24 protein-coding genes are annotated in these 24,352 nt (G+C 40.4%); 13 read left to right on the plus strand and 11 right to left on the minus strand.

Annotated features, from left to right (window positions below; genetic code table 11):
* Window positions 1–310: 310 nt before the first annotated feature.
* The 3 genes from FD725_RS02560 to cysE all read right to left on the minus strand — a co-directional run bounded on the left by FD725_RS02560 (window position 311) and on the right by cysE (window position 1,706).
* The gene (locus FD725_RS02560) at window positions 311–508 is read right to left on the minus strand and encodes a DUF2949 domain-containing protein (protein ID WP_179046672.1); all 198 of its coding nucleotides are present in this window, start codon (window positions 506–508) and stop codon (window positions 311–313) included.
* A 200-nt stretch (window positions 509–708) separates the two neighbouring features.
* Window positions 709–948 (minus strand): Asr1405/Asl0597 family protein, encoded by a 240-nt coding sequence (locus FD725_RS02565; RefSeq protein ID WP_179046673.1) that lies wholly within the window; start codon window positions 946–948, stop codon window positions 709–711.
* Between the two features lie 2 nt (window positions 949–950).
* Window positions 951–1,706 (minus strand): serine O-acetyltransferase, encoded by a 756-nt coding sequence (cysE, locus tag FD725_RS02570; RefSeq protein ID WP_179046674.1) that lies wholly within the window; start codon window positions 1,704–1,706, stop codon window positions 951–953.
* A gap of 594 nt (window positions 1,707–2,300) precedes the next feature.
* Here cysE and FD725_RS02575 point away from each other — a divergent pair.
* Window positions 2,301–3,014 carry a sirohydrochlorin chelatase gene (locus FD725_RS02575; RefSeq protein ID WP_179051390.1) on the plus strand — a complete coding sequence of 238 codons (714 nt, stop codon included), beginning with the start codon at window positions 2,301–2,303 and terminating at the stop codon, window positions 3,012–3,014.
* Window positions 3,011–3,796, plus strand: coding sequence for a uroporphyrinogen-III C-methyltransferase (gene cobA, locus FD725_RS02580; RefSeq protein ID WP_179046675.1), 786 nt, complete (start codon window positions 3,011–3,013; stop codon window positions 3,794–3,796). Before FD725_RS02575 ends, cobA begins: the two co-directional genes overlap by 4 nt.
* A gap of 302 nt (window positions 3,797–4,098) precedes the next feature.
* Here the strand turns inward: cobA and FD725_RS02585 are convergent, their stop codons facing one another.
* The 3 genes from FD725_RS02585 to FD725_RS02595 all read right to left on the minus strand — a co-directional run bounded on the left by FD725_RS02585 (window position 4,099) and on the right by FD725_RS02595 (window position 7,134).
* On the minus strand, window positions 4,099–4,488 hold the full coding sequence (locus FD725_RS02585; RefSeq protein WP_179046676.1) for a PleD family two-component system response regulator: 390 nt from the start codon (window positions 4,486–4,488) through the stop codon (window positions 4,099–4,101).
* A 73-nt stretch (window positions 4,489–4,561) separates the two neighbouring features.
* Window positions 4,562–5,707: a response regulator gene (locus tag FD725_RS02590; protein WP_179046677.1), complete on the minus strand. Its 1,146-nt coding sequence runs from the start codon at window positions 5,705–5,707 to the stop codon at window positions 4,562–4,564.
* Window positions 5,708–6,312: 605 nt separating this feature from the next.
* Window positions 6,313–7,134 (minus strand): Uma2 family endonuclease, encoded by an 822-nt coding sequence (locus tag FD725_RS02595; protein ID WP_179046678.1) that lies wholly within the window; start codon window positions 7,132–7,134, stop codon window positions 6,313–6,315.
* Window positions 7,135–7,349: 215 nt separating this feature from the next.
* Between FD725_RS02595 and FD725_RS02600 the strand changes: the two genes are divergently transcribed.
* The 5 genes from FD725_RS02600 (at window position 7,350) to FD725_RS02620 (ending at window position 12,108) form a co-directional block, all read left to right on the plus strand.
* Window positions 7,350–8,300 carry an RluA family pseudouridine synthase gene (locus FD725_RS02600; protein WP_372726716.1) on the plus strand — a complete coding sequence of 317 codons (951 nt, stop codon included), beginning with the start codon at window positions 7,350–7,352 and terminating at the stop codon, window positions 8,298–8,300.
* Between the two features lie 670 nt (window positions 8,301–8,970).
* Window positions 8,971–9,489, plus strand: a complete 519-nt coding sequence (locus FD725_RS02605) for a phycocyanin subunit beta (protein WP_179046680.1) — start codon at window positions 8,971–8,973, stop codon at window positions 9,487–9,489.
* 72 nt (window positions 9,490–9,561) lie between these two features.
* Complete coding sequence (locus FD725_RS02610) at window positions 9,562–10,050, plus strand: phycocyanin alpha subunit (RefSeq protein ID WP_179046681.1); 489 nt, start codon at window positions 9,562–9,564, stop codon at window positions 10,048–10,050.
* A 345-nt stretch (window positions 10,051–10,395) separates the two neighbouring features.
* Window positions 10,396–11,229: a phycobilisome linker polypeptide gene (locus FD725_RS02615; RefSeq protein WP_179046682.1), complete on the plus strand. Its 834-nt coding sequence runs from the start codon at window positions 10,396–10,398 to the stop codon at window positions 11,227–11,229.
* Between the two features lie 105 nt (window positions 11,230–11,334).
* Entirely contained in the window at window positions 11,335–12,108 is a 774-nt protein-coding gene (locus tag FD725_RS02620) for a HEAT repeat domain-containing protein (protein ID WP_179046683.1), read from the plus strand.
* 514 nt (window positions 12,109–12,622) lie between these two features.
* On the opposite strand, the gene FD725_RS02625 is transcribed toward FD725_RS02620, so the two are convergent.
* A complete protein-coding gene (locus tag FD725_RS02625; protein WP_179046684.1) occupies window positions 12,623–12,838 on the minus strand; it encodes a hypothetical protein in 216 nt (71 codons plus the stop codon).
* 348 nt (window positions 12,839–13,186) lie between these two features.
* Here FD725_RS02625 and FD725_RS02630 point away from each other — a divergent pair, with 348 nt between their 5' ends.
* The gene (locus tag FD725_RS02630; RefSeq protein ID WP_179046685.1) at window positions 13,187–14,209 is read left to right on the plus strand and encodes a glutathione S-transferase family protein; all 1,023 of its coding nucleotides are present in this window, start codon (window positions 13,187–13,189) and stop codon (window positions 14,207–14,209) included.
* A gap of 2 nt (window positions 14,210–14,211) precedes the next feature.
* Here the strand turns inward: FD725_RS02630 and FD725_RS02635 are convergent, their stop codons facing one another.
* Both FD725_RS02635 and FD725_RS02640 read right to left on the minus strand, forming a co-directional pair.
* A complete protein-coding gene (locus tag FD725_RS02635) occupies window positions 14,212–14,742 on the minus strand; it encodes a YsnF/AvaK domain-containing protein (RefSeq protein ID WP_179046686.1) in 531 nt (176 codons plus the stop codon).
* Window positions 14,743–14,836: 94 nt separating this feature from the next.
* Window positions 14,837–15,733 carry a DUF2382 domain-containing protein gene (locus FD725_RS02640; RefSeq protein WP_179046687.1) on the minus strand — a complete coding sequence of 299 codons (897 nt, stop codon included), beginning with the start codon at window positions 15,731–15,733 and terminating at the stop codon, window positions 14,837–14,839.
* Window positions 15,734–16,479: 746 nt separating this feature from the next.
* Here FD725_RS02640 and FD725_RS02645 point away from each other — a divergent pair.
* Both FD725_RS02645 and FD725_RS02650 read left to right on the plus strand, forming a co-directional pair.
* Window positions 16,480–17,220, plus strand: a complete 741-nt coding sequence (locus FD725_RS02645; RefSeq protein WP_179046688.1) for a cytochrome c biogenesis protein CcdA — start codon at window positions 16,480–16,482, stop codon at window positions 17,218–17,220.
* 3 nt (window positions 17,221–17,223) lie between these two features.
* The gene (locus FD725_RS02650; protein ID WP_179046689.1) at window positions 17,224–18,603 is read left to right on the plus strand and encodes a cytochrome c biogenesis protein; all 1,380 of its coding nucleotides are present in this window, start codon (window positions 17,224–17,226) and stop codon (window positions 18,601–18,603) included.
* A 198-nt stretch (window positions 18,604–18,801) separates the two neighbouring features.
* Here the strand turns inward: FD725_RS02650 and FD725_RS02655 are convergent, their stop codons facing one another.
* Together FD725_RS02655 and FD725_RS02660 are read right to left on the minus strand one after the other, a co-directional pair.
* Window positions 18,802–20,163, minus strand: coding sequence for a DUF2330 domain-containing protein (locus tag FD725_RS02655; protein ID WP_179046690.1), 1,362 nt, complete (start codon window positions 20,161–20,163; stop codon window positions 18,802–18,804).
* A 205-nt stretch (window positions 20,164–20,368) separates the two neighbouring features.
* Entirely contained in the window at window positions 20,369–21,223 is an 855-nt protein-coding gene (locus tag FD725_RS02660; RefSeq protein WP_179046691.1) for an RnfABCDGE type electron transport complex subunit D, read from the minus strand.
* 351 nt (window positions 21,224–21,574) lie between these two features.
* Between FD725_RS02660 and FD725_RS02665 the strand changes: the two genes are divergently transcribed.
* The 3 genes from FD725_RS02665 to FD725_RS02675 all read left to right on the plus strand — a co-directional run bounded on the left by FD725_RS02665 (window position 21,575) and on the right by FD725_RS02675 (window position 24,266).
* The gene (locus tag FD725_RS02665) at window positions 21,575–22,261 is read left to right on the plus strand and encodes a phosphoribosyltransferase (RefSeq protein ID WP_179046692.1); all 687 of its coding nucleotides are present in this window, start codon (window positions 21,575–21,577) and stop codon (window positions 22,259–22,261) included.
* Window positions 22,262–22,316: 55 nt separating this feature from the next.
* Window positions 22,317–22,526: a hypothetical protein gene (locus FD725_RS02670; protein ID WP_179046693.1), complete on the plus strand. Its 210-nt coding sequence runs from the start codon at window positions 22,317–22,319 to the stop codon at window positions 22,524–22,526.
* Window positions 22,527–23,027: 501 nt separating this feature from the next.
* On the plus strand, window positions 23,028–24,266 hold the full coding sequence (locus FD725_RS02675; protein WP_179046694.1) for a glycosyltransferase: 1,239 nt from the start codon (window positions 23,028–23,030) through the stop codon (window positions 24,264–24,266).
* Window positions 24,267–24,352: the final 86 nt, after the last annotated feature.

Below are 24,352 nucleotides of genomic sequence, written 5' to 3' on the forward strand. Positions count from 1 at the left end.
ATGGTAAATGCCTGTAATCAACATTGAAGAATGAATAGTCACCCCTCTCAACTCTCATCATTAATAATTCATCTTCATGATTTTTAAATATTAGCTAAACAATAACAACATATCTGTATGGCAGCGAACAGAAATGATGTATAATTTAAGAAAAATTACGCGATTATTCGGAAATAAAATGTTGAACAAATCATTAACAAATTCTCAAAAAATAAATACTGATAGTGGATGATTTTGCAAATAAAATTTAAAGACTTCCAGCTTTTCAAAAAAGTCGGAAGTCTAGTTATTTTACGGATTAATCAAGGTCTTAAATATCGTTATGCAACCAATCTAAAATTTGTCCTAATTGGTCTAAATTTACTAAGCCATATTGCCAGAGCAACATTGGTAAAGGGGCTTGATCAAACTCCCGGTGTCTGAGAGCCACAGCCATATCTTTATCTGAAAGCTCCAGTTCATCATGTAAATAATTGAGTAATTCTATCTCTTTGTTGCGTGTGGACATAATTAAAATTTGCAAATAAATCAAGAAATAATTTAAAAATGTAAGATTGATCCAGCAGATGAATTTACATTTTTAATCATCAATAGTTTCAGGACAATGTTTTGCTGTCTGTTCATAGTATTTGTAATTGCATCACCATTAAGTCCTGATCTGCCATTGATAACTTTTTGAGGATAAATATAGGCAAGTTATGACTTTTGTTAGTCATACTTGCAGTACCAACAACGCTCTAGCCAGTCGATTAATTCTTGACGAGATGCTAGAAATTGCATCACAGTACTGCGAACCAAAATTGCTGCCACACAACTATTTACTTCCACCCGTAATGAACCATCGGTGGTACAGGAACAGGGAATCGTCAACTCTTGCAATCGGTGATAAATTTGCCAGCGATCGCACAACGGTATTTGCAACACTTGAGAACTACAAGGTGGTAACATAGTTAGTTATCTTTCGTCAACAGTTCTTTTTCCTGGGAACGATTTGTTAGGGTTTGCAGTTGTTGTTCCAATTGCTCAATCCGGGAGAGCAAAGAACGGATCACATTAGCCTCTACATCCGGTAACTTACCGTGTTCCAGAGGACAGAGATCAGTTTTGGGCTGACGAGAAATAATGCGCCCCGGAATGCCCACAACGGTGGAATCTGGAGGAACATCACGCAACACCACCGAACCTGCGCCAATCCGCACGCGATCGCCTATGTGAATATTGCCTAAAACCTTGGCCCCTGAACCCACTACCACGTGATTACCAACAGTCGGATGGCGTTTACCGCTTTCCTTGCCAGTACCGCCCAAAGTGACACCTTGATAAATCAGGGCATAATCCCCAACAATCGCCGTCTCACCAATGACAACACCCATGCCGTGATCGATAAATACACCTTTGCCAATCTCTGCACCTGGGTGAATTTCAATTCCCGTGAGAAATCGCCCCAAATGAGAAATTAAACGCGGGAAGAAGACTACCCCCCGACTGTGTAACCAATGGGCAAGACGATGCAAACAGATGGCGTGCAATCCTGGATAGCAAAACACCACCTCCAACCAATTACGCGCGGCGGGATCACGTTCAAAAATAATCTGAAAATCACTCAACAATGGCTCTAAAAAAATGCCCATGAGTAAACTTTTCAGCCAGGAGGTGTTTGGAGAATCCTGGAGATTCTCATCGATACTGTCTAAAGACTGTTGCATCGGTACTGTCTGGTTAAAAGAGCCTTGTGCTATTTTTATGCTTATATCAGACTGCTCCAAAGCAGACAGTACATTAATTGCCGATTGGATTTATTGGATTAATTAAGCTTGTACTCAATAGCTACAAACCCCAACCTCACCAAGCTAAAAAATTCTCTTGGGGTGGAGGTACTAGTGTTTTAAATGCAGGGTTCTAGTATTTCTCAGCGCAGGGTTGAGAGTTTTTGTACTCGCTACAAAAAACTTAATGTGTAAGGCTTTGATACGATTTTGAGAATATGTTTGGCGATATATTAAGCTGTACTCATACACCCCGGATTATCAAGTAGACAGGAATACAACTTTAATTTCTGTATCCCTAGTTACTACATTTATCATATGATTTTGAAACTTAAAAAACCAATTTCTTTATGTTGTTTTAGTCATTAGTCAATGGTCAATGGTCAATGGTCAATAGTCATTAGTCAATAGTCAATAGTCAATGGTCAATGGGCAATGGTAATTATTTCACTACTCCCTCACTCATTACTCAGCACTCAGCACTCAGCACTCAGCACTCCCTCACTCCCTCACTCCCTCACTCCCCACTCCCCCATGCTATCTGCGTATCTGCTAGTATCTCACGGGAGCCGCGATCGCCGTCCCCAAATTGCTATGAAACAACTGGCTCATTTAGTAGCTGACAAATTACAAATGCCTCAAAATTTAGTAGGTACAGGATATCTAGAACTCAGTCCTGAACCATTACATCAGCAGATTAGGCATTTGGCGCAAACGGCTGTAGATTTTGGTTATCATCGTCTGCAAGTTATTCCCCTGTTTTTGCTTCCGGGTGTTCATGTGATGAATGACATTCCCCATGAAGTCTCACAAGCACAACAGGCTGTAGGTAAAGATATCTTGATTGAATTACAACCATATCTAGGTAGTCATCCAGGCTTGCAAAAATTTTTAGCAGCGCAAATGGCTACGATGAAAGCACAAGCCTGGATTTTACTCGCTCATGGTAGCCGTCGTCCCGGTTCTCAACAGCCGGTGGAAACTATCGCCGCAAATATTGGTGCAGTGGCTGCTTATTGGTCTGTAGCTCCTAGTTTAGAATCGCGTATAACAGAGTTGGTAGCTACTGGCTACAGAGAAATTGCGATTTTGCCATACTTCATATTTCCTGGTGGCATCACTGATGCGATCGCTCAGGCAATTGAGGCGCTAAAATTACAATTTCCTGGGGTAAATTTTTACTTAGCTCAACCCTTGGGAGCCAATGCCGAATTAGCCGATTTGATTGGGGATTTGATTGACACATGAACCGCACAGACAATCAGGGACAAAAGAATTTGGGTAAAGTTTATTTGGTGGGTGCGGGGCCGGGAGATCCAGGATTGATGACGCTCAAGGGCAAGAGTATCTTAGAATGTGCTGATGTGGTGATTTATGATGCTCTTGTCAGTCCAGCGATTTTGGCGATGATTAATCCCCAAGCAGAACAAATCGACGCTGGTAAGCGCATGGGACGACATTCACTATTACAGGAAGCCACAACTCAGCTACTCATTGACAAAGCTCAAGATCACGCCATTATCGTCCGGCTCAAAGGTGGTGATCCCTTCATTTTTGGGCGTGGTGGCGAAGAGATGGCTGATTTAGTTGCCGCAGGTGTTCCCGTGGAGGTTGTGCCGGGGATTACATCGGGTATTGCGGCTCCAGCCTATGCAGGTATACCGTTAACCCATCGGTTGTATAGTTCATCCGTAACTTTTGTCACTGGACATGAATCCGCCGGTAAGTATAGACCGAAGGTAAATTGGCAAGCGATCGCTCACGGTTCTGAGACAATTGTGATTTACATGGGTATCCACAACTTAGCTTATATTGTAGAACAGTTAAGTCAGGCTGGATTGAGTTTAGCAACGCCCATTGCTTTGGTACGCTGGGGGACACGTCCTGAACAGGAAGAATTAATTGGCGAATTAGAGACAATTGTACAACTAGTAGAGAAAACAGGATTTGATGCGCCAGCGATCGCCGTTATTGGTTCAGTCGTGAATCTACACGAGATTTTATCTGGATATCGTCCAGTAGAGACGTAGGATTAACAGTTATCAGTTATCAGTCAAGATAATTGGGTTTAAGTCCCCCACTATATTAGTGCAATAGTAGTGGATTGACACAGCTAAAATAGTGCATTGGCCGTAGGTTGGGTTAAGCGTAGCGCAACCCAACAGAGATCAGAATGTTGGGTTACGCAAAGCCTCCAACGCCACTTCACTCAAGTCGGGGAACCCGCCCACGTGAGTGGCTCCCCAACCTACAATTTTATTGCTTAAACCCGTTTATTCATCTGCCAGTCGTACAGAATTCATGCTGAATTCTGACTCCTGACTCCTGAATTCTATTTAGATAAATAGGCTCTAAATCCTTCAATTGCACTCAGCAAATCTTCAGCACTAAAGGGTGTAGTAAAATAGGCATCAGCACCTTGTTTTCTCGCCCAAATGCGGTAATTTTCCTGATTGTTAGCACTACAAACTAAAATTGGGATGTGTTGATGAGTCGAATGACTTTTGAGAAAACGACACAACTCAAACCCCGTTCTCCCTGGCATCACCACATCTGTAACAATGATATCTGGTTTTGATTCTAAAGTAATTTCTAAACCCTCCTTAGCCGTTGTCGCTTTAATAATGTTATAGCCTTGTTCTTCTAAATAACTACTAATTAAATCTAAGTCACTTAAAGAATCTTTAATAATCAAAATTGTGCCTGCCCAAGTAATACTCAATCTCAAGCTCCATTAAAATTAGTTTTTACTGTTAAAACATTAGCCAATCATCAAACATCTACACACAAAAATATTAAACAATATGTTTAAAAATTACTTTTAGTAAATCTCCTTGCGTAAAAGGTTTGGTTAAATGACCAGAGGCTCTGACCATCTTAGCTCTAGCTTTATCAATTAGACTAGCTTTTGCCGATACCATAATCACAGGTGTATTTTTAAAAAGAGAATGTTGACGTAATAAAGAACATAACTCATAACCATCTAAATGAGGTAGATCAACATCTAATAAAATTATGTCTGGCTTAGTGTGAAGTATTTCCATGAGAGCTTTTAAAGGATCGGTAACACCGATAACCGCAAATACTTGCTCATCTAAAAAGTTTTTTATCGTATTTAAGACAATAGGATTATCATCAATACAAAATATTGTATAAAGTTTTTTCTCGGTAGATGGTTGAGAAGTCTGTTGATAGCTAGGACTGCTGTTATTAGACTGATATACATAGCGTTTTGCGTATTCTCCAGCTTTACGATTATTAATTGTTGGTAGTCTTGGTTCAGTTTTAGGTTGAGTATCTGGATAGGGCTGGCGTGTAAATGTTGCACCAGAACGAGTATTAACTTGTGATTGATAATTTTCTATATAAGGTGAGGATTCTTGATGATCTGCTTCTTGTGGAAACTCTTCCTGAACACGTCCAGGTTGTTGACATTGTTCTACTAATAATCGCAAGTTTAAGTAACAAAATTTGGGTAAATCATCTAAAAAACTTTCAGGAATAAATTCGTAACTTCCTTCTTCTAACATGAGAAATGTTTCTAAGACTTCTAATGCTAGCTTTTCTATCAGCATCGCTGCTTGTGACGGACTAATGTATCTCTGGTTGACTAACCAACAAATAGCTAAATAATCTGGATTGGGGATTGCTTGGCTATCAATTCCATTTTCAAAAATCACTCGTAGCTGCTCATTAATTTCTCTGGGGAGTGTGGCAATTTGTTGGCTTAAATTTTGCAAATGTCTGTAAAGCGGCTCAAACATTCTCTCTGAATAACAAGCATAAATCAGCTTGCCTTCTTCTACATACAATGACCAAGTGCCTGTAGTACTAAATACTTGCAAGCAACCAGTAATTGTCTTACCAGTAATTTTTTTTAATAGAGATAGTGGTTGTAATTTTTGAAAAAATCTATATCTATTAATAGGAAGGGTTTTCATAATTTTGGTTTTGTGATTTAAAAAATATATTTTTGTAAATTTAGCAATCTAGATTTGAGTCAATAAACTAATTACTGACTCGTGGGAATTTTTTATGCAGCTCATGCTAAAAAGCAAAATAGTGCCAGTGATTACTAGGAAACAGTCTGCCAAAAATGAGTTTGGCTTTCTGTATCTTTGATTAATCTTGCTAGTCTAACAATACAGCAAGTACTCAATATAGGTATATTGGCTCAAACCCATCAGTATTAAATATTATAGATTTACGCTTATTACTTAGAGAAAAATCAAGTCTGAATCAGGATAAGGAAAAAATAAGTGCAAACACTAGTAATACTTAAGACTATTGAATACTGGCTATATCTGACTTAAATTTGCATCTGAGAAACTGAGATTTATCAAACAGAATTCAGGAGTCAGTCGTCAGAATTCAGGATGAATTTTTCAGCAGTATGGTGCGCCCTCAAAATCGTTGCTTTTGTCTAGCACTAAAGACTTGAATAAATTCCAGGTTAATCTAATTTCTCTGGAAGAATAAAAATAATGTGTAAATTTTATGATTAATTTTTAAAGAAAAGATGAATCAGATTGTGTCCTGACGCAACTTATAGTGTATCTGGATCTACACCGAGCGATCGCAATCTTTGGGCTAGTAGTTCCGCCCGTAAGTGTTCTTGTTCCGCCCGTTCCTCTGGAGTGGGAATCCAGTTACCTGTAGCATCATACCAACGTAGCCACAAACCCTCTATTTGCTGATAGCGCCCCTGCCAAACTCCCAAACCCAATTGCAATTCCTCAAACCAAAACTTCTGTTCTGGAACATCTACTGCTTGATATTGTGTTGCTGTTAATTGGAACACGCGCAACTGATTTTGATAGCGGTCAAATACGATGTAGTAAGGAATGCGTAAGTTTTGTTCATATACTTGCCATTTTGTCGGGGGCTTTTTAGCATCTCTTAAGGTTTGCCCCAAATCTTCGGCTTCTGTACCCGGTGAGAGTAATTCTACTACGAGGAATGGCGCTATGCCCTCTTGCCAAACAACATAACTGAGGCGCATTTGTTGTTGTTGTTGAGCGCGGGCTACACCTAAGACTAAAAACCAGTCTGGTCTTTTTTGCCACAACCGATTGCGAGCATCATAATATAAGTTTAAATCTGTGCCAATGAACATTTCCTCAGTGGGATAACTTGGGGGTTGGCAAGTTTCCCGCAATAGTTGAGGTTGAAAGTCGTGGAATTCGTCTGGCAAACCTGGTTCCTCTGGATCTTCACTAGGAAGATCATACATGGTAGGCATGGTTTCCCACGGTGGACGGGGATGAACTTGCTCAGGTGTATCTTGGTCTTGTGGATCTTCGCTAGGCAAATCATACATTGTGGGCATGACTTCGCTAGGGGGAAGTGGTGGGTCAGTTTGGTACATAGCAGTCTTGATGGCTGGGAGTATCTCTTTTATTTTAGAGTGCCGACTGGAGAAGTACTTAATAATTCGTAATTCGTAATTCGTAATTAGTAATTAATAAATCCAGATTGTGTGTAGTTTTCAGAGTTTTAATCTGTTGCCAAGTTTTTGAGAATTGATATAAGTCTGAATTCGTTAGAATTAACTATGCTACTTGTGCAATGGGGCTTACGGCAATTTTGAACGAATTTTTTTTACAAGTTGAGGATAATAGTGAACGCATCGACCGTTACCTAGCTGAAGAGTTACCAGATTTTTCTCGTTCTCGAATTCAGCAGCTAATTGAACAGGGTCAAGTTCAGGTTAACGGCAAAGTCTGTACATCGAAAAAGATAAATCTGAAAGTAGGCGATCGCATTACTTTAGCAATTCCCGAAGTACAACCGCTAGCACTGCAAGCAGAAGCTATTCCCCTCGATATTCTCTACGAAGATGATCAGCTGTTGATTCTCAATAAACCAGCAGGTTTGGTGGTTCATCCTGCACCCGGACATCCTGATGGTACATTGGTCAATGCTTTGCTAGCACATTGTCCCCATCTCCCTGGTATTGGTGGTGTACAAAGGCCAGGAATTGTCCATCGTCTAGATAAAGATACCACAGGAGCAATTGCGATCGCTAAAACCGATCTTGCTTATCAACACCTGCAAGCACAACTGCAAGCCAAAACCGCACGCCGAGAATATTTAGGTGTAGTTTATGGTGCGCCAAAAACTCCCACTGGTATAGTAGATTTACCTATTGGTCGCCATCCCCAAGACCGCAAGAAAATGGCGATTGTCCCCATAGAACAAGGCGGTAGGTCAGCCATCACTCATTGGCAAGTGCAAGAACGTCTTGGTAATTATACATTGATGCACTTCCAACTGGAAACTGGACGCACTCATCAAATCCGTGTCCACAGTACTAAGATTGGTCATCCCATTGTCGGTGATCGCCTTTACGGTTCTGGTCATTCTGTGGGAGTTAATTTACCTGGTCAAGCACTCCACGCTTGGAAACTACAATTGCAGCATCCCGTATCTGAAGAAGAGATTGCTGTCACAGCACCCATTCCCCAAACATTCACAACCCTGTTGGAGGTTCTCCGCCGACGAGGTGCTATGTCTTCTGAGAAAAAAACGTAAAAAATTTTCTGAGTTTTTGTCACTCAACTTTACAAATCAATACATATAGATTTTTCATAATATTTGCAGTAAGAAGCAGTGATAGTCGATGAGAACAAGATATATGGGTACTTGTGAACTCATCAAGAATTATTGTCTACCTTGACTTTTACTCGGAAAACAATTTTTTTTTAGCCAATAAAAATTGTTTTTTGTGATATAAGATACAATATTTATTGATAAGTCTTTTCAATAAGAGCATATCTATAGGTCTTGCCATCAATATTAGATGTTATATAAGCTTTATTTGCTACCAATATAAAAATTAGCTGAGAGACTTTATTAAGTTGCGTAAACATAATTGTACTATTCTTAAGCTATTTAGATAGAAATTGACTGAAACATTGATTAAATAAAGACTTTCGAGAAAATCTGTGTGGATTAACACTATCTTACAAAACTTAATAAGAAATTCACTCAAGGCATATATAAAATACGAACTAAGGTTTTACAAGCAATTAAAAATACCAAAACAAATTGCTGTTTTTAAAATAAAAAATCGCACTAATGTGTGCTTATTTCCAATCTTAATTGGAAACAGATGTAGTTTTAAATTACAGCTTTTTGTCTTCCATTATTGATTGCCATCAACCTCATAAATATTGCAATAACCTTTAGTGAGGAACAGAAAATGCTTGACGCTTTTTCCAAAGTAGTTGAACAAGCAGATAGAAAAGGTACATATCTAAGTGGTGATGAAATCAATGGATTATCAGCATTAGTCGCTGATAGCAATAAGCGCTTAGATATCGTTAACAGACTTACTAGCAATGCTTCCTCTATTGTGGCTAATGCTTATCGTGGATTAGTTGCTGAACGCCCACAAATTTTTAATGCTGGCGGTGCTTGTTTCCATAACCGTAACCAAGCTGCTTGTCTGCGTGATTTAGGATTTATCCTACGCTATGTTACCTATTCTGTATTAGCTGGTGATACTAGTGCAATGGACGATCGCTGCTTAAATGGTCTAAGAGAAACATATCAAGCGCTTGGTACTCCTGGTGATGCGGTAGCTTCTGGAATTCAAAAAATGAAAGATGCCGCAGTAGCGATCGCTAACGATTCTAATGGTATTACCAAAGGTGATTGTAGTCAGTTAATTTCTGAATTAGCTAGCTATTTTGATCGCGCTGCTTCTGCAGTTGTTTAATAAATATTGCTGTCTAATTTTTTCCACTGACTGTTAACAATTCATTCATAAATCCAGGAGATTAGGATCATCATGAAAACACCTTTGACTGAAGCAATTTCTGCTGCTGATCTGCGTGGTTCTTACCTCAGCAACACTGAAATGCAAGCGGTTTTTGGTCGTTTCAACCGCGCTCGCGCTGGTTTAGAAGCTGCTAAAGCTTTCTCTAATAATGGTAAAAAATGGGCAGAAGCAGCAGCAAATCATGTATATCAAAAGTTCCCCTACACCACTCAAATGAGTGGCCCTCAATACGCTTCCACCTCAGAAGGCAAAGCTAAATGTGTACGAGATATTGATCACTATCTCCGCACTATTAGCTACTGCTGTGTAGTTGGTGGTACTGGGCCTTTAGATGAATATGTAGTTGCTGGCTTGAGTGAACTTAACAGCGCTCTTGGTTTATCTCCTAGCTGGTATGTTGCTGCACTAGAATTTGTCCGTGACAATCATGGTTTAAGCGGTGATGTTGGTGGTGAAGCTAATATCTACCTCAACTATGCAATTAACGCTTTAAGCTAAGACAAAAATCATGGGTCTTTGGCAATAGATAATTGCTCAATTAATAGATAAACAAAATTTCATCTTCAAGCCTTCAATACTAGTCAGAAGATTTGGATTAATTGTGGTTTATCTACTTTAGTTGTAGCATTTTTCTACTACCGAAGACCCAAATTTATTAAGTAGTCATTAGTCATTGGTCATTAGTCATTAGTCATTAGTCATTAGTCATTAGTTTTTTGAGTAGAAAGTTTACTCACTGAGCTAAGGACTAATTTAAATTACATTGATTCTGACTCCTGTATTCTGACTTCTGAATTCTTCTTCATTTTCCGTACAAATTTAAGATAAGGAGCGATTGTTAAAATGAGTAGTTCCGTCGCAGAACGGCTAGGAATTAAAGACGCAATCAGCACTAAGATTGAGCTGCGCCAGAATTGGAGCGAAGACGAATTGCAAAGAGTCTTTCGTGCTGCTTATGAACAAATTTTTGGTCGGCAAGGTGTATATGCTAGCCAAAAATTTACCAGTGCGGAAGCTTTATTGCGCAACGGTAACATTAGTGTGCGGCAGTTTGTTGAGACATTAGCAAAATCTGATTTTTATAAAGAATGCTTTTTTTATAAAAACTCCCAGGTGCGGTTTATCGAACTCAACTATAAGCACTTACTGGGACGTGCGCCCTACGATCAATCAGAGATTGCTTACCATGTAGACTTGTATGCTGCTCATGGCTACGATGCTGATATAGAATCATATATCTATAGCACAGAATATGACAATGCTTTTGGTAACTCAATCGTGCCTTATTACCAAGGATTTGCCTCAATTCCTGGCATGAAAACCGTAGGATTTAACCGCATATTTGAGCTTTATCGGGGTCGTGGTAACAGTGATAATGCTCAGATGGGAGGTAAAAATTCTCGCCTGCGTACCAAAATATCCTTGAATTTGGCTAACGGGATTTTGCCACCAACCTCCGCAGGTACAAGTTTTGTATCCGCAGCTCCAACTCTCATCAGTTCGGCGGCACGAGGAGATAGTAGAATGTTTGTGGTTGAAGCGATCGCCGGTGGAGATACAAGAGTCGCAGTCCGTCGCAGCCGCCAAGTATATACTGTCCCTTATGATCGTCTTTCCAGCACATACCAAGAAATTCACAAACGTGGCGGTAAGATAGTTAAGATTTCGCCAGTGTAAAAGAGTAGGGAGTGGGGAGTAGGGAGTGGGGTGAGATGAGACAGAAATTGCTTTCTACCCTATTCTCCATTTCCTATTACCCATTACCCATTACCCACATTGACAATGACCACGGCTAACTCTACTGAACCCATTCTTTCACCAGAAACAGCGATCGCAGCGTTGTCTAGTGATGATAACCAAATTCGTTATTATGCGGCTTGGTGGCTAGGCAAACATAACGTGCAAGCTGGTTGTGGAGCATTGTGTACAGCCTTATTTGATGAGCGCTATCGTCTGACATCGGGAGGTTATCCCCTGCGCCGTCAAGCTGCACGAGCTTTAGGACAATTGAAAAATCCCCAAGCAGTACCCGCGTTAATTATGGCGTTGGAATGTGATGAAGATTTGCGTCTTAGAGAAGCAGCGATCGCAGCTTTAGCTACAATCGGTGATCAAAGGGCTGTCAATCCTTTACTCAACCTTTTGCAATCTCATCACGAGCAACCCTATGAAGCTTTGATTGAAGCATTAGCTACTTTACAAGTTTGGTCAGTTCGTCCACAAATTGAACCATTTCTGCAACACTATTCTGAGCGTGTACAATGTGCAGCTGCTCGATATATGTATTTGTTAACTCAGGAGACGCAATATATTGAACGTATTGTCAAAAATCTCCATCATGACAATATGTATTTGCGTTGGGCCGCTATATTTGATTTAGGAGCAGTTGGTCATCAGCAAGCTATACAAGCGATATTATCAGCTTCAGTTCCTAACAGTATCAAGCTGTTAAATTTAAAGCGTATATTGGAAACACTTTTGCATAACGAGGAATCTACCAAAGAAACAACACAACTACTTTTCCAAACAATTGATGATTTATTAATTCAACTTTAAAACTAATAATTTTTCGAGATTTTCATGCCGATGAAGTACACCTGTCTAGTCCAGAGGTCATAGAGGCAGGTTAAATCAGTTATCAGTTATCAGTAAACAGTTATCAGTTAAGATAATTGGGTTTAAGTCGCCCACTTTAACAGTGAACAGTTATCAGTCAAGATAATTGAATCAGCGTTAACTGATAACTGATAACTGTATTAACCCGCCCCTACTGCTTGTGAGAAATGTGGGTAGTCTCTGTTGACTAAAAATATGTTGTCACTTTAAGAGGGTGTTTGAAAAGTTTCAGTAGGTATAAAAATGTCATTCTGACTGGAGCGGAGCGTCAGGAAGAATCTAGGTTTTGTGGCACATACCGAGATGTTTCATTCCGCTACGCTCCATTCAACATGACAAAGAAACAGACTTTTCAAACGTCCTCTAAGAAAGGGAATAGTTATTAGTCATTAGTCATTAGTCAGTTTAGTTGCATGGCAATGCTAAAACATTGCTATGGAAAATGTTTGCGGAATTACTCTAATTCTGAGCTAATGATCTGAAACTCACCGGAGAGTAGGGATACGACGATATTGTCTTTCTCCGAGTCTATTTTAATCAACCAGCGTTTACTTGGTTGACCATCTGAGCGTGACTCTCGACCACACACTACGCCAAACTCGCCAGCAATATATCCTGGACTGAGAATCAAAACTCTGTCTCCTATTTGTACACCATCTGGGTTAGGCAACAATACTCCTGTAGCTATTGGCTCTCAAAAATGAATTAATACTGACGAGGTTCAGTATTGATAACCTAATCTTAAACAAATATGATACATTTCACAATCTTTTATTAATTATTTTTTGGTATGCGCTGAAAACGGTTTGAGAACAATACCCAACAACACCTAGCCATAACAATAGGACTTAGGCAGTGTCACTAAATTTTCTGGCTTTTTTGTCAATAGATAATTAGTAGAGACGTTGCAGTGCAACGTCTCTAGAGAGATTTCGGGCAACGCGGATTCCTATATATTTAAGATAGTCATAGATGTTTAAAAAAATCTTACCCTGTGATTTGATGGGTAGTTCCGAATATGACCAATATCAGCAAGACACAGAAACAGGGCAAATCTTTGCCTCCTCAGCTCATTATTGGATTGGGTAAGTTTGTTTGGACGACACTTTGGCAAATAATGATGTCAAAGCTTGCACCACGTAACCAAACAGGGGAGTATATTCGTCCCAGTAGCCAGTTCCGGAATTTTATCAAAACTGGAGATGATATTTACCCACCAGCATCGGGACGTTATACTCTTTATGTTGGCTTGGGTTGTCCTTGGGCCCATCGAACATTAGTTGTCAGAGCGCTGAAAGGATTAGCACAGACAATTTCTGTATCGATTGTTGTACCTTCACCAGAGTCAGGTGGTTGGGTATTGAAATCTCCAGAGTTAGGTTGTCAGAGTTTAGCGCAATTGTACGCACTAGCCCAACCAGGTTATAGTGGCCGCGCTACCGTACCGGTGTTGTGGGACAAGCAAACAAAGACTATTGTTAATAATGAGAGTGCAGAGATTATTGTCATGCTGAACTCAGAGTTCAATGAGTTTGCTTTAAATCCCACCTTAAATCTTTATCCAGAAGCACTAAAACAAAAAATTGACTGGTGGAATGAGAAGATTTACGCCAGCGTCAATAATGGTGTGTATCGTTGCGGTTTTGCCCAAACACAAGCGGCTTACAACAAAGCCTGTGATGAATTATTTACCACCCTAGATGAAATTGACGCAGCTTTAGTTCATAACCGTTACCTCTGTGGCGATGCGGTGACTTTAGCCGATGTGCGGTTCTTTACCACATTGTTTCGATTTGACATTGTGTACTATGGATTATTTAAATGTAACCGCCGCCGCATCCAAGATTACGAGAATTTAGGCCCATACTTGCGTGACTTGTATCAGTTAACAGGTGTTGCTGATACTTGCGACTTAGAAAGCGTGAAACAAGATTATTATGGCAACCTTTTTCCCCTCAATCCAGGTGGGATTATTCCTTCCGGCCCTGATATGGCATATTTATTAAAGTCGAGCGATCGCCACAACATTACTAAAGCATAGATTCATCCAGGATGAACTGGCAGTGATTGACCATGAGAACAACGATCAAACCATTCTTGATACTTGTGTTGCTGTGCTGCATCTTCGACAATAATGGTAACTTGTACCTGCTGACAAGTGTGGTTGCGTTCTAGAGCGATCGCATTCAATAATAAACTAGCAATCTTTGGGGAACTAAAGTTGCCACTGACAGTTAAACCACCATTCCAACTGGTAATTTTGTCTCTGGAACTTTGATTTAATTCCACTCCGGCAATTTCTCCTTGGCTTAAATCAATTTCTGCCAAGTGTTTTTGTTCTGGGCTAATTTGTTCAATAATCAGCTTTTCTCTGCGGATAGGAATTTGCACCATTTCGGTTTCAACAACCTTACGAACAATTACCTCACCAATCTTGTCTTTTCTCAGATTAACTCGTAGTTGTTCTTCTAATAGGCGAATATGTTGTTCTTCTACAATTATGGGTGAATTAACATTATTTTCATCAGCTATTATGATATTATCAGTTGCTTTTGATGATAAATATTCTGACATATAATCTATTTTTAAACTTCTATGATTGGTAAAAAATGAGAGTTTTAGATCCCCGAATTCTTTAAGAAATCGGGGATATATTTAATATCAGCTATTAGCGTTCTTCAATTCTTTGACCAGGAGCATTCACATCTAATTCTTCCCGACGAATTTTTTCTTCGGATTCAATAGTGTCACGCTCTACAACTTTTTTCACTCTCACTTCTTCACGCAAAACAGTTTCTTTGCGGATATCAGGGGTTTCTTCATGCAGTTCCACACGAACAACTTCGCCTTCATGGAAGTCAGCGACACCTGGAGAAACTACAGTACCAGCGTCTTCTGGTGTGACACGCTCAATCACAACCCGTTCTCTTTCTACTGGTACAGCAACCCGTGCAGTTTCAGTCTCGATGTGTTTACCAACAGTCACTTCGCCAGTTTTCTGACGACGTTTATTCGCAATCAATCGTTCTTCATACAATCTGAGAGTTTGATGATTCTGCTCATTAATTCCGAATAAAGAAGGCTCATGTTCGTAGCTGTAAGTATCACGAGTATAAGCAGGTGTTTTTGTGTCTAATGGTCTGGAAGCTTCCAAAGGCATAGAGGCTTCTAGAGGTGTGGAAGTTTCTAGAGGTTGGTTAGCATAAATGGGATTGCGATATACTCCACGTACCCTTTCTTCATAGTCGTAATCAACAGCTAAACGGTCATTAAATTCGGGTAATTCTTCAGCTTGTTGTCTATTCAAGCCAATCAAATAAACACGACCAGCACCATAATCAATGCGAGAACGACCAACTGGTAATAATACTTTTTTACCAAAAATCCAGAAACCTAAGTCAACAACTAAATAACGGAAATGGCCATCATCATCTACTAAAACATCATGAACTGTACCTAGTTTCTCATCACTTGTTTCTGTATAAACACCAAGCCCTTTAATATCATCACCTTGAAATGTATCGCGGTAATTGGGATCAAAATCAGCTAATTTGTAAAGAACCATGTGATTCCGCCTCAAATATATAAACATTTCCTGTTTATTAAGCTAACGATTTGTGGCAGTAAATCACTCTTTCTCTTGACTGAATTGATTTCATCTTAGTATAGATATCAAAAGTTATATGAGAATCTGTTGAGAGGGTGTGGAAAAGTTTCAGTAGGTATAAAAATGTCATTCTGACTGGAGCGGAGCGTAAGAGGGTGTTGGAAAAGTTTCAGTAGGTATAAAAATGTCATTCTTCCTTACGCTCCGCGTCAGGAAGAATCTAGGTTTTGTGGCACATACCGAGATGTTTCATTCCGCTACGCTGCATTCAACATGACAAAGAAACAGACTTTTCCAACGTCCTCTGAGATTTAGGAAATTAATAACTGAGAAGGGGAGTGCACCCAAACAATATTCCTAAACCCAAAGGTGTCAAATGGCATTTTTCAATTAGCCAGTAGGCTAAGGGATCAGCACGGTAAAAGTCTTGCTCTTTCATGAATTTCTCAGGTAAATCAATCGGTAAAAAAGACAACATTAAGTTTCGCTGATCTGGAGTGACTACGCAAGATGTTTGTCTTCTCATATCTTCCACCAAGCGAGTGTAAGTCGTGGTTACGCAGACTCTTGAAAGCTCAAGTATTTTCAACCCACGTAGGTGGGTTTTGTTGGTGTGGCTGCGACTTCTCGTCGCCAAGCAAGGTACACTCAATAAAATAAGCTAAGATGTAAGCAGAACAAGCATTTCCGCCTACAAAAACCCCATGCTGGAGAATCTGCAAGCCCAAATTTATCAACTCGAACAATTTGCTAACACCCTCGTCTCTCAGCAATTGACCCACCTGAGTTTGCTGAGTATTGGCATCATTTTTGCCGCAGGTTTACTTACCAGCCTGACACCCTGTATGCTTTCCATGCTGCCAATTACAATTGGCTATATTGGCGGTTATGAAACCCAAAACCGTTGGCAAGCAGCAGCTCAGTCCACATGGTTTGCGCTAGGATTAGCTACTACCCTGGCAGGCATGGGCATTATCGCTGGTTTAGTGGGGAAAGTCTACGGTCAAATTGGCATTGGTTTGCCGATCATTGTCAGTATTATTGCCATTCTCATGGGGTTAAACTTACTAGAAGCTCTACCTCTGCAATTCCCCTCCTTTGGTGATACTAATTGGATTTCACAGGATTTACCACCAGGAGTGCGTGCTTACGGCATTGGCTTAACTTTTGGTTTAGTCGCATCTCCTTGCAGCACACCTGTTCTAGCCAGTCTTCTTGGTTGGGTTGCTAATACTCAAGACTTAATTTTAGGTGCTGTGTTGCTACTCTCTTACACAGCTGGCTACGTCACCCCCTTGATTTTGGCAGGGACGTTTACGGCAACGATCAAAAAGTTACTCGAATTGCGACGCTGGTCTAGCTGGATTAACCCCGTTAGTGGAGCATTATTGGTAGGATTTGGCGTATTTTCTCTAATTTCTCGGATTCCCCTTGGCACTTTTTAAGCAATGACTATAGACAATATTGATAATTCAGCATCCCCAGCATCCCCTTGGTGGTCATTACCGGGGAAATTCTTACGAAGAGAGTTTTTACCCGTACTCACAGATTTAAGATTAGCGATCGCTCTGTTACTAATCATTGCTCTATTCAGTGTCAGTGGCACTGTCATCGAACAAGGTCAATCACCTGCATTCTACCAAGCAAATTACCCAGAACATCCAGCTTTATTTGGTTTCCTTTCTTGGAAAGTTATCCAAGTCGTCGGTTTAGATCATGTCTATCGGACTTGGTGGTTTCTCTCTTTATTAGTCCTCTTTGGTACTAGCTTGACTGCTTGTACTTTTACCCGTCAGTTACCAGCCTTAAAAGCAGCTCAACGCTGGAAATATTACGAAGAACCAAAACAATTTCAAAAACTCGCTTTAAGCGCAGAATTAGATGCAGGTTCGCTCAATTCCTTCCACCAATTATTACAAAACCGTCGTTATAAAATTTTTCAAGAAAAAGATCATATCCTCTACGCTCGTAAAGGCATAATTGGACGCATCGGCCCGATTATTGTCCATATCGGTCTTGTGACTATCCTGTTGGGGTCAATTTGGGGAGCAATGACGGGATTTATTGCTCAAGAAATGATTCCCAGTGGTGAGACATTTCAAGTAAATAATATTATTGATGCTGGCCCTTTAGCAGCCCCAGTCCCAAAAGATTGGTCGGTAAAAGTCAATCGTTTCTGGATTGATTATACCCCTAAAGGCGGCATTGACCAATTTTACTCAGATATGTCTGTCTTAGATGATCAAGGAAAAGAAGTTGACCACAAAAAGATTTTTGTCAATCAACCTTTGCGTTATCATGGCGTGACTTTCTATCAAACTGATTGGGGTATTTCATCTGTTCGTGTCCGCGTTAACAAAAGCCCAGTCTTTCAAATACCAATGGCATTATTAGATACCAAAGGTCAAGGGCGAATTTGGGGGACTTGGATTCCCACAAAACCAGATATGAGTGAAGGTGTCTCGCTCTTAGCTAAAGACTTACAAGGGATGGTATTAATTTATGATGCTCAAGGTAAACTAGTTGATACCGTCCGTACAGGAATGTCCACTCAAGTTAATGGAGTGACACTGAAAATCTTAGATGTAGTTGGTAGCACTGGCTTACAAATTAAAGCCGATCCTGGTATCCCGATTGTTTACACCGGCTTCGCTGTGTTAATGCTAGGTGTCATCATGAGTTACTTTTCTCATTCGCAAATTTGGGCATTACAAACAGGCGATCGCCTCTACATCGGTGGCAAAACCAATCGCGCTCAAGTCGCCTTTGAACAAGAAATTTTAGATATTTTAAATCGGCTAATTTCCTCACCAAAAGTAAATATCTAGTTTTGATGGTGCGTTAACTAAGTCTAACGCACCCAAATAGCATGGCAAGGCTAAATTTGTGTATTAGTAGCATTAGACATCGACCGAATTTAATCCTGCATTGCCCAAAATCCTTGTAGAGACGTTGCACTGCAACGTCTCTACATTCTGTCAATATCCAATCCCCAATCTCTAATACTCAATACCTCTTTCCTATTCCTATATTCCCAACCAAGTTAAGAAATTTTCCCACCAGGAACTTGTGAGATTAGTGGTTGTCAATTTCATTTTTTGGCGAATGTCTTGGATATTCCAATTAGTTAGTCTGGCTAGGGTTTGGGCTTCTTGTTCAAAGCGGTTGAATAAAGAACGTTTGTATTCTCTACCAGCTTGACATTTGAGTTCACCTGTGTATGGATGTTGTAAAACATATCTTCCTTGAAAAGACTGTGTGTTAGAGGTTTCTTGAAACATCAAATCTTCGGGGAACTTATCACGAGTGTAGCGGACGTGTAAGCGAGAGATAAAGACATTATTTGTTGGCAAGGAACGGCGACTGGGGGAGATAGAATTCCTAGAATTGTCATCTAGCCAAAATACGCCTGCTTGCTTGAGTTCCTCTGTCGTTAGAGGTTCAGCAGAACAAGGATCGCAACTACTCATATCCCAAGCATATTCTAAGAAAGCTACTTTTTTACCTTCTTTGGTATATGCAGTTTGGAAGGTAGAGTTATAAAAATTACCAAATTCATCTTTGATAAATAGAGGGATGTTGACATCAGAGGGGACTTTGACTGTGCGGTAGTTAGTAATTTCTGTTTGTCCTTTGGGTGAAAGCACATAGATCAATAAATCTTGCTCAGTGGTAGCATTGATCATCCCCAAACGAATTGGCAGCATGAATCTGGGAGATTTGTATGAAATTTGTAAGGGACGAAGAAACTGATAACCTGCTTGCTCAAATCTATCTAAGTTGACTTTAGCAACAAAGAACTTCATGGAAGAGCGAATATAAGGTTTCAGTAACTGGTTCGCGCCTTTGGGAATTTTGTATCCATTGCGTTGCAGCCAAGTTTCCAAGCCACCGGATTCTTTCGCACTCAAAATCAAAATATCGTATTCGCCAACACTGAAACGTGCTTCGACCGTGACACCTAAAGAGCGATCGCGTAATCTATCTCCAGCTTCGTTAACAGTAGCTGAAGGTACTGCTTGCAATAATCCACGTTTGTAAACTGGAGCGCAAGGATCATCATCAAAATATTCTACCAATCTCGGCGCACTAAAAGCATCCAACCGTTCAATAATCTTCGGTTCAGCCACACGGACTTGCTCTTTGGTAATGACTGTTGGTACAGGTACAACCATCGCAAAATCTCTAACTTGTCCCTGATAGTCATTAGCCATAGTCAAAACAGTGCGATCGCCTTCTCGCGCAATCACCACCTGGGAAGCTTTGTTGTACAATTTAGAATCAGCCTTAGCAACATAAAATCCACAAAACGCCCAAGCCGTAGGTGCAAAACACAGCACAGCCAAGATTCCTAGTAATAAGGGAATAATGAATTTGAAAGATTTCATTTTATACCTCTTGATAATGGTCAATGGTCAATGGTCAATGGTCAATGGTCAATGGTCAATGGTCAATAGTCATTAGTCATTAGTCATTAGTCATTAGTCAATGGTCAATAGTCAATAGTCATTAGTCATTAGTCATTAGTCATTGGTCATTAGTCATTATTTTTGAATTTTGAATTTTGAATTTTGAATTTTGAATTGGTATCACTCAGCACTCTCTCTTATCCATCTCGAACCAAGAAAACCTGAGAGATGGGTGGAGAATATCTAACAAAACTGTCAAGGGAGCAAAGGCGAATAAAGCCCAAAAGACTGCGGTGGGGACAAAGAAATAATTGCGGAGAATAAACGTAATGATGGCGATAGTGATTGCCCAAATAATCCGTCCAATCCTGGCATTGGGAATTGAGCGAGGATCGGTAATCATGAATAAGGCGAATAACAGTAAAGATCCACTCATTAAGCGATGCCAATAAACATCCCAAGTCCAGCCCAGCCAGATATTACGTATAGCTTCTAGAAAAGCGTAAAACCCTAAAAAAGCGGCTGTTGTGTCCCAACGCCCGATGCGTTGCAAAATCATGCCCCCTGCGCCGACAAATAACAGCCCATACCACCAGTCTTCACCCCACTGTCCAGGGGATACCCACGCATCTGGGGTTAACACTAAAGCTGTAATAATCCCGAAATTGCCTGGATTAAAGAAATGTTTAGCATTGATTTGAAAGATAAATTTACTAGCGATCGCACTAGCTGCGGCTAAGGCCATTGTTGTCCAATGATCAGCCCGCAATAATAAGCTGAGTCCCAAGGAAGTGATTAAAGGACTGCGGAGATTAATCTCTGGTGGCAAAAGGCTGTAGGGCAAGGACCTCAGAGGATGATCAGTGTCTTGTGTGTGTTGGTTCTTCAGCCATGACAATAACCACTGTGTTAATAAACAAGTGGCGATCGCTACTGTGATCATTTCCAGTTTTAATGTCCAATCTCTTGTAGCCATCCCTAACAAGAGAAACAAACTCAGAAAGAGAATTTGATAATCCCGTACATCTTTGAGTAACATTAAACTTTTTAATCAGGGATTCCCCGTAGATTTTTTTCTTAATTTAAGCGACGACAACGACAAATAACCTGGCTGTTACAAATTCTGTTACAAAAAGATGCTGAACCAGCCAATATTGTTCTCAAAGCAGTAAATTAAATATATCGGGGACTCAGCCATCAGGCATATTGACGAGCAAAAATACCGCTTCGTTAGTCAGAGGAAATTTAATTTTTAGCTTTTTAGAATTAAACAATACAGGGAATAGGCAATAGGCTGTTAAGTCGTTTGGTGTCCGTATTTCATGATCAGCTGATGTCTCACAGCCTAAACCACCAAAAATTACGAATTATGCTACCAAGAGGTGACACCATGCGATTCAAAGACCGCACAGATGCAGGGAAAATTCTCGCTCAAATATTAACAGATTATGCCAACCGTCCAGATGTGCTGGTGCTGGCTTTGCCCAGAGGTGGTGTTCCTGTAGCTTTTGAAGTGGCTCAAGCTTTGAATGCTCCCTTAGATGTGGTAGTGGTACGTAAACTCGGTGTGCCTAATAACGAAGAACTAGCGATGGGAGCATTAGCGAAGCTTCCCGGAACAGACTTTGCTACAGGTGGTGTGCGGATACTGAATCAAGAAATTGTCAATCAAATGCAAATTCCTGATGCAGTCATCACCAGAATTGCGATGCAACAGCAAAGGGAACTAGAAAGACGAGAAACTTTGTATCGAGGCGATCGCCCTTTCCCAAATTTGCAAGGACGGACTATTATTTTGGTGGATGATGGTTTAGCCACAGGTGCAACCATGTGGGCTGCCACAATGGCTGTCAGGCAACAAAAACCCCAACAGATTATCATTGCTGTACCAGTGGCAGCTGCTGAAACCTGCGAAGATTTGCAAACCAAGGTAGAAAAAATTGTCTGTACTACCACACCTAGCCCATTCTATAGTGTAGGTCTTTGGTACGAAGAGTTTCCCCAAACTACAGATAGTGAAGTCTGCGAACTGCTCAAAACATCTAACAATCATCAACCCTTATTTTCAAGTAAATAAACTCATGGAGGCGCTGTAGCGGCACGTCTCTACATCACATAATTTTCCGACAATTATGAACAGCGAATTAAAGCAAACAGCATCCCAACTACTAGCAGCACTACTCTCAAATCCTCACATTTATCCCCAAGTTAGCCAAGAAGGTGGCTATGGGCAGATGGAACAGCAATTGATTTTAACAGCAGTAGAAATGGCAGAATCTCTGATTCACCATCTCGAAAATGCTCATCCGCAAACCAACACACAACTACAAGAGAAAAACTAAAAGACATCTGTAGGACTTACGCAGTGGCACTAAATTTTCTGTTTTTTTGTCAATAGTCAATAGTCAACAAACCGAAGTCCAGAGGCTGTAGAGGCGGGTTCATGAGGTATTCGTGAATGATGGAAGCATATTTGTGAACCCGCCCCTACCGTTTTGTGAGAAATGCAGGTTAGAGGTTTAAGGCTGTGTTGCCAAAAAATCAGACAACTTATTGCTATTTTTGTCAAGCATTGAAATGGCAAATTCGATAAGAATTTATAGAGGAATACTTAACTAGCTCTGGAACAGCAGCAAAAATGAGACTGAGTTTCCCTGGTAATAGGTAGTTTTCACTTAGATTCATCGATAAGTAACAATACTATACACAGTTGATGCAGAGGAAATCTGTAGCTGATTTCACCACAAAAGATATTAAGAATCAGTAAAGATTGTCTGGAAATCTAGGTATACTTAGCAAAAACAGTTAATCTCGTAGAAGAATCTTCTACTACCTAAATTTGAATGACTACCAACAGAACTCAGTCATTGTTACCAGTACCCGTCGGTGATTTACAAGTTCCTGAGTTTCCACTTAGTAATTCGGGTGTTACTAGACAGCAAATCCAGTTTTCTCTAATTATTCCCACTTACAAAGAGAGTGGGAATGTGAGGAACGTGGTTGAAAGACTGACTCAGATACTCGATGAGTATATTCCCGGTGATTATGAACTGATTGTAGTAGATGACGACAGTCCAGATGGCACTTGGGACGTGGCGTTGTCGTTGGTAGCCGAATATCCACAATTACAGGTAATGCGACGACAGCAAGAACGCGGGCTGTCTACAGCAGTAATTCGAGGATGGCAAGCAGCTAGAGGTAGCATTTTAGGAGTAATTGACGGAGACTTACAACATCCACCTCATGTATTACTGCAACTGTTAGGCGAAATTCACAAAGGTGCAGATTTAGCAGTAGCTAGCCGTCACGTAGATGGGGGTGGTGTCAGTAGTTGGAGTTTTATCAGACGTTTTCTGTCTCGTGGCGCACAATTGTTAGGGTTAATGATTTTGCCTAGAGTTTTGGGGAGAGTTTCTGACCCCATGAGTGGTTATTTTATGGTGCGTCGTGACGCTATTACAAATGCCACGTTTAATCCTGTAGGTTATAAAATCCTGTTAGAGGTCATTGGTCGGGGTAAGATCAGGGAAATTGCTGAAGTCGGTTATGTATTCTGTGAGCGTCAAGAGGGTGAAAGTAAAGTAACCTGGAAACAGTATATAGATTACATCCACCACTTAATCCGGTTACGAGTTTCCACAGGCAGACTGCAAAAAATTAGTCAAAGCTTTCCCCTTGATAGATTCATCCGCTTTGGTTTAGTGGGATTAAGCGGTGTATTCGTCGATATGGTATTACTTTATCTGCTGAGTGACCCCAGCACCTTAGCTTGGCCACTCACCCGCAGTAAAATTCTCGCTTCAGAAGTGGCAATTATCAATAACTTCTTGTGGAATGATGCTTGGACATTTGCTGATGTAGCAATGCAGCAACAACACTGGCATCAGCGTATCAAGCGGTTTATAAAGTTTAACATTGTTTGCCTGGCTGGGTTAGTGCTGAATGTGTTGATTTTGAATCTAGTATTTAATTTTCTCATTCCTAACCGTTATATTGCTAACTTAATTGCGATCGCTATTGCAACTGTCTGGAACTTCTGGGTTAACCTCCAACTTAGCTGGCGAGTGACTCAAGTGAAGTAGGTAACAGGTAACAGTAGGATGTAGGTTGGGTGGAGTAACGCGCAACCCAACATCTGAATCAATTGATTTTTTTATCTACCAGTCAA

The sequence above is a fragment of the Nostoc sp. TCL26-01 genome, assembly GCF_013393945.1.
In the GTDB taxonomy this organism is placed as follows: Bacteria; Cyanobacteriota; Cyanobacteriia; order Cyanobacteriales; family Nostocaceae; genus Trichormus.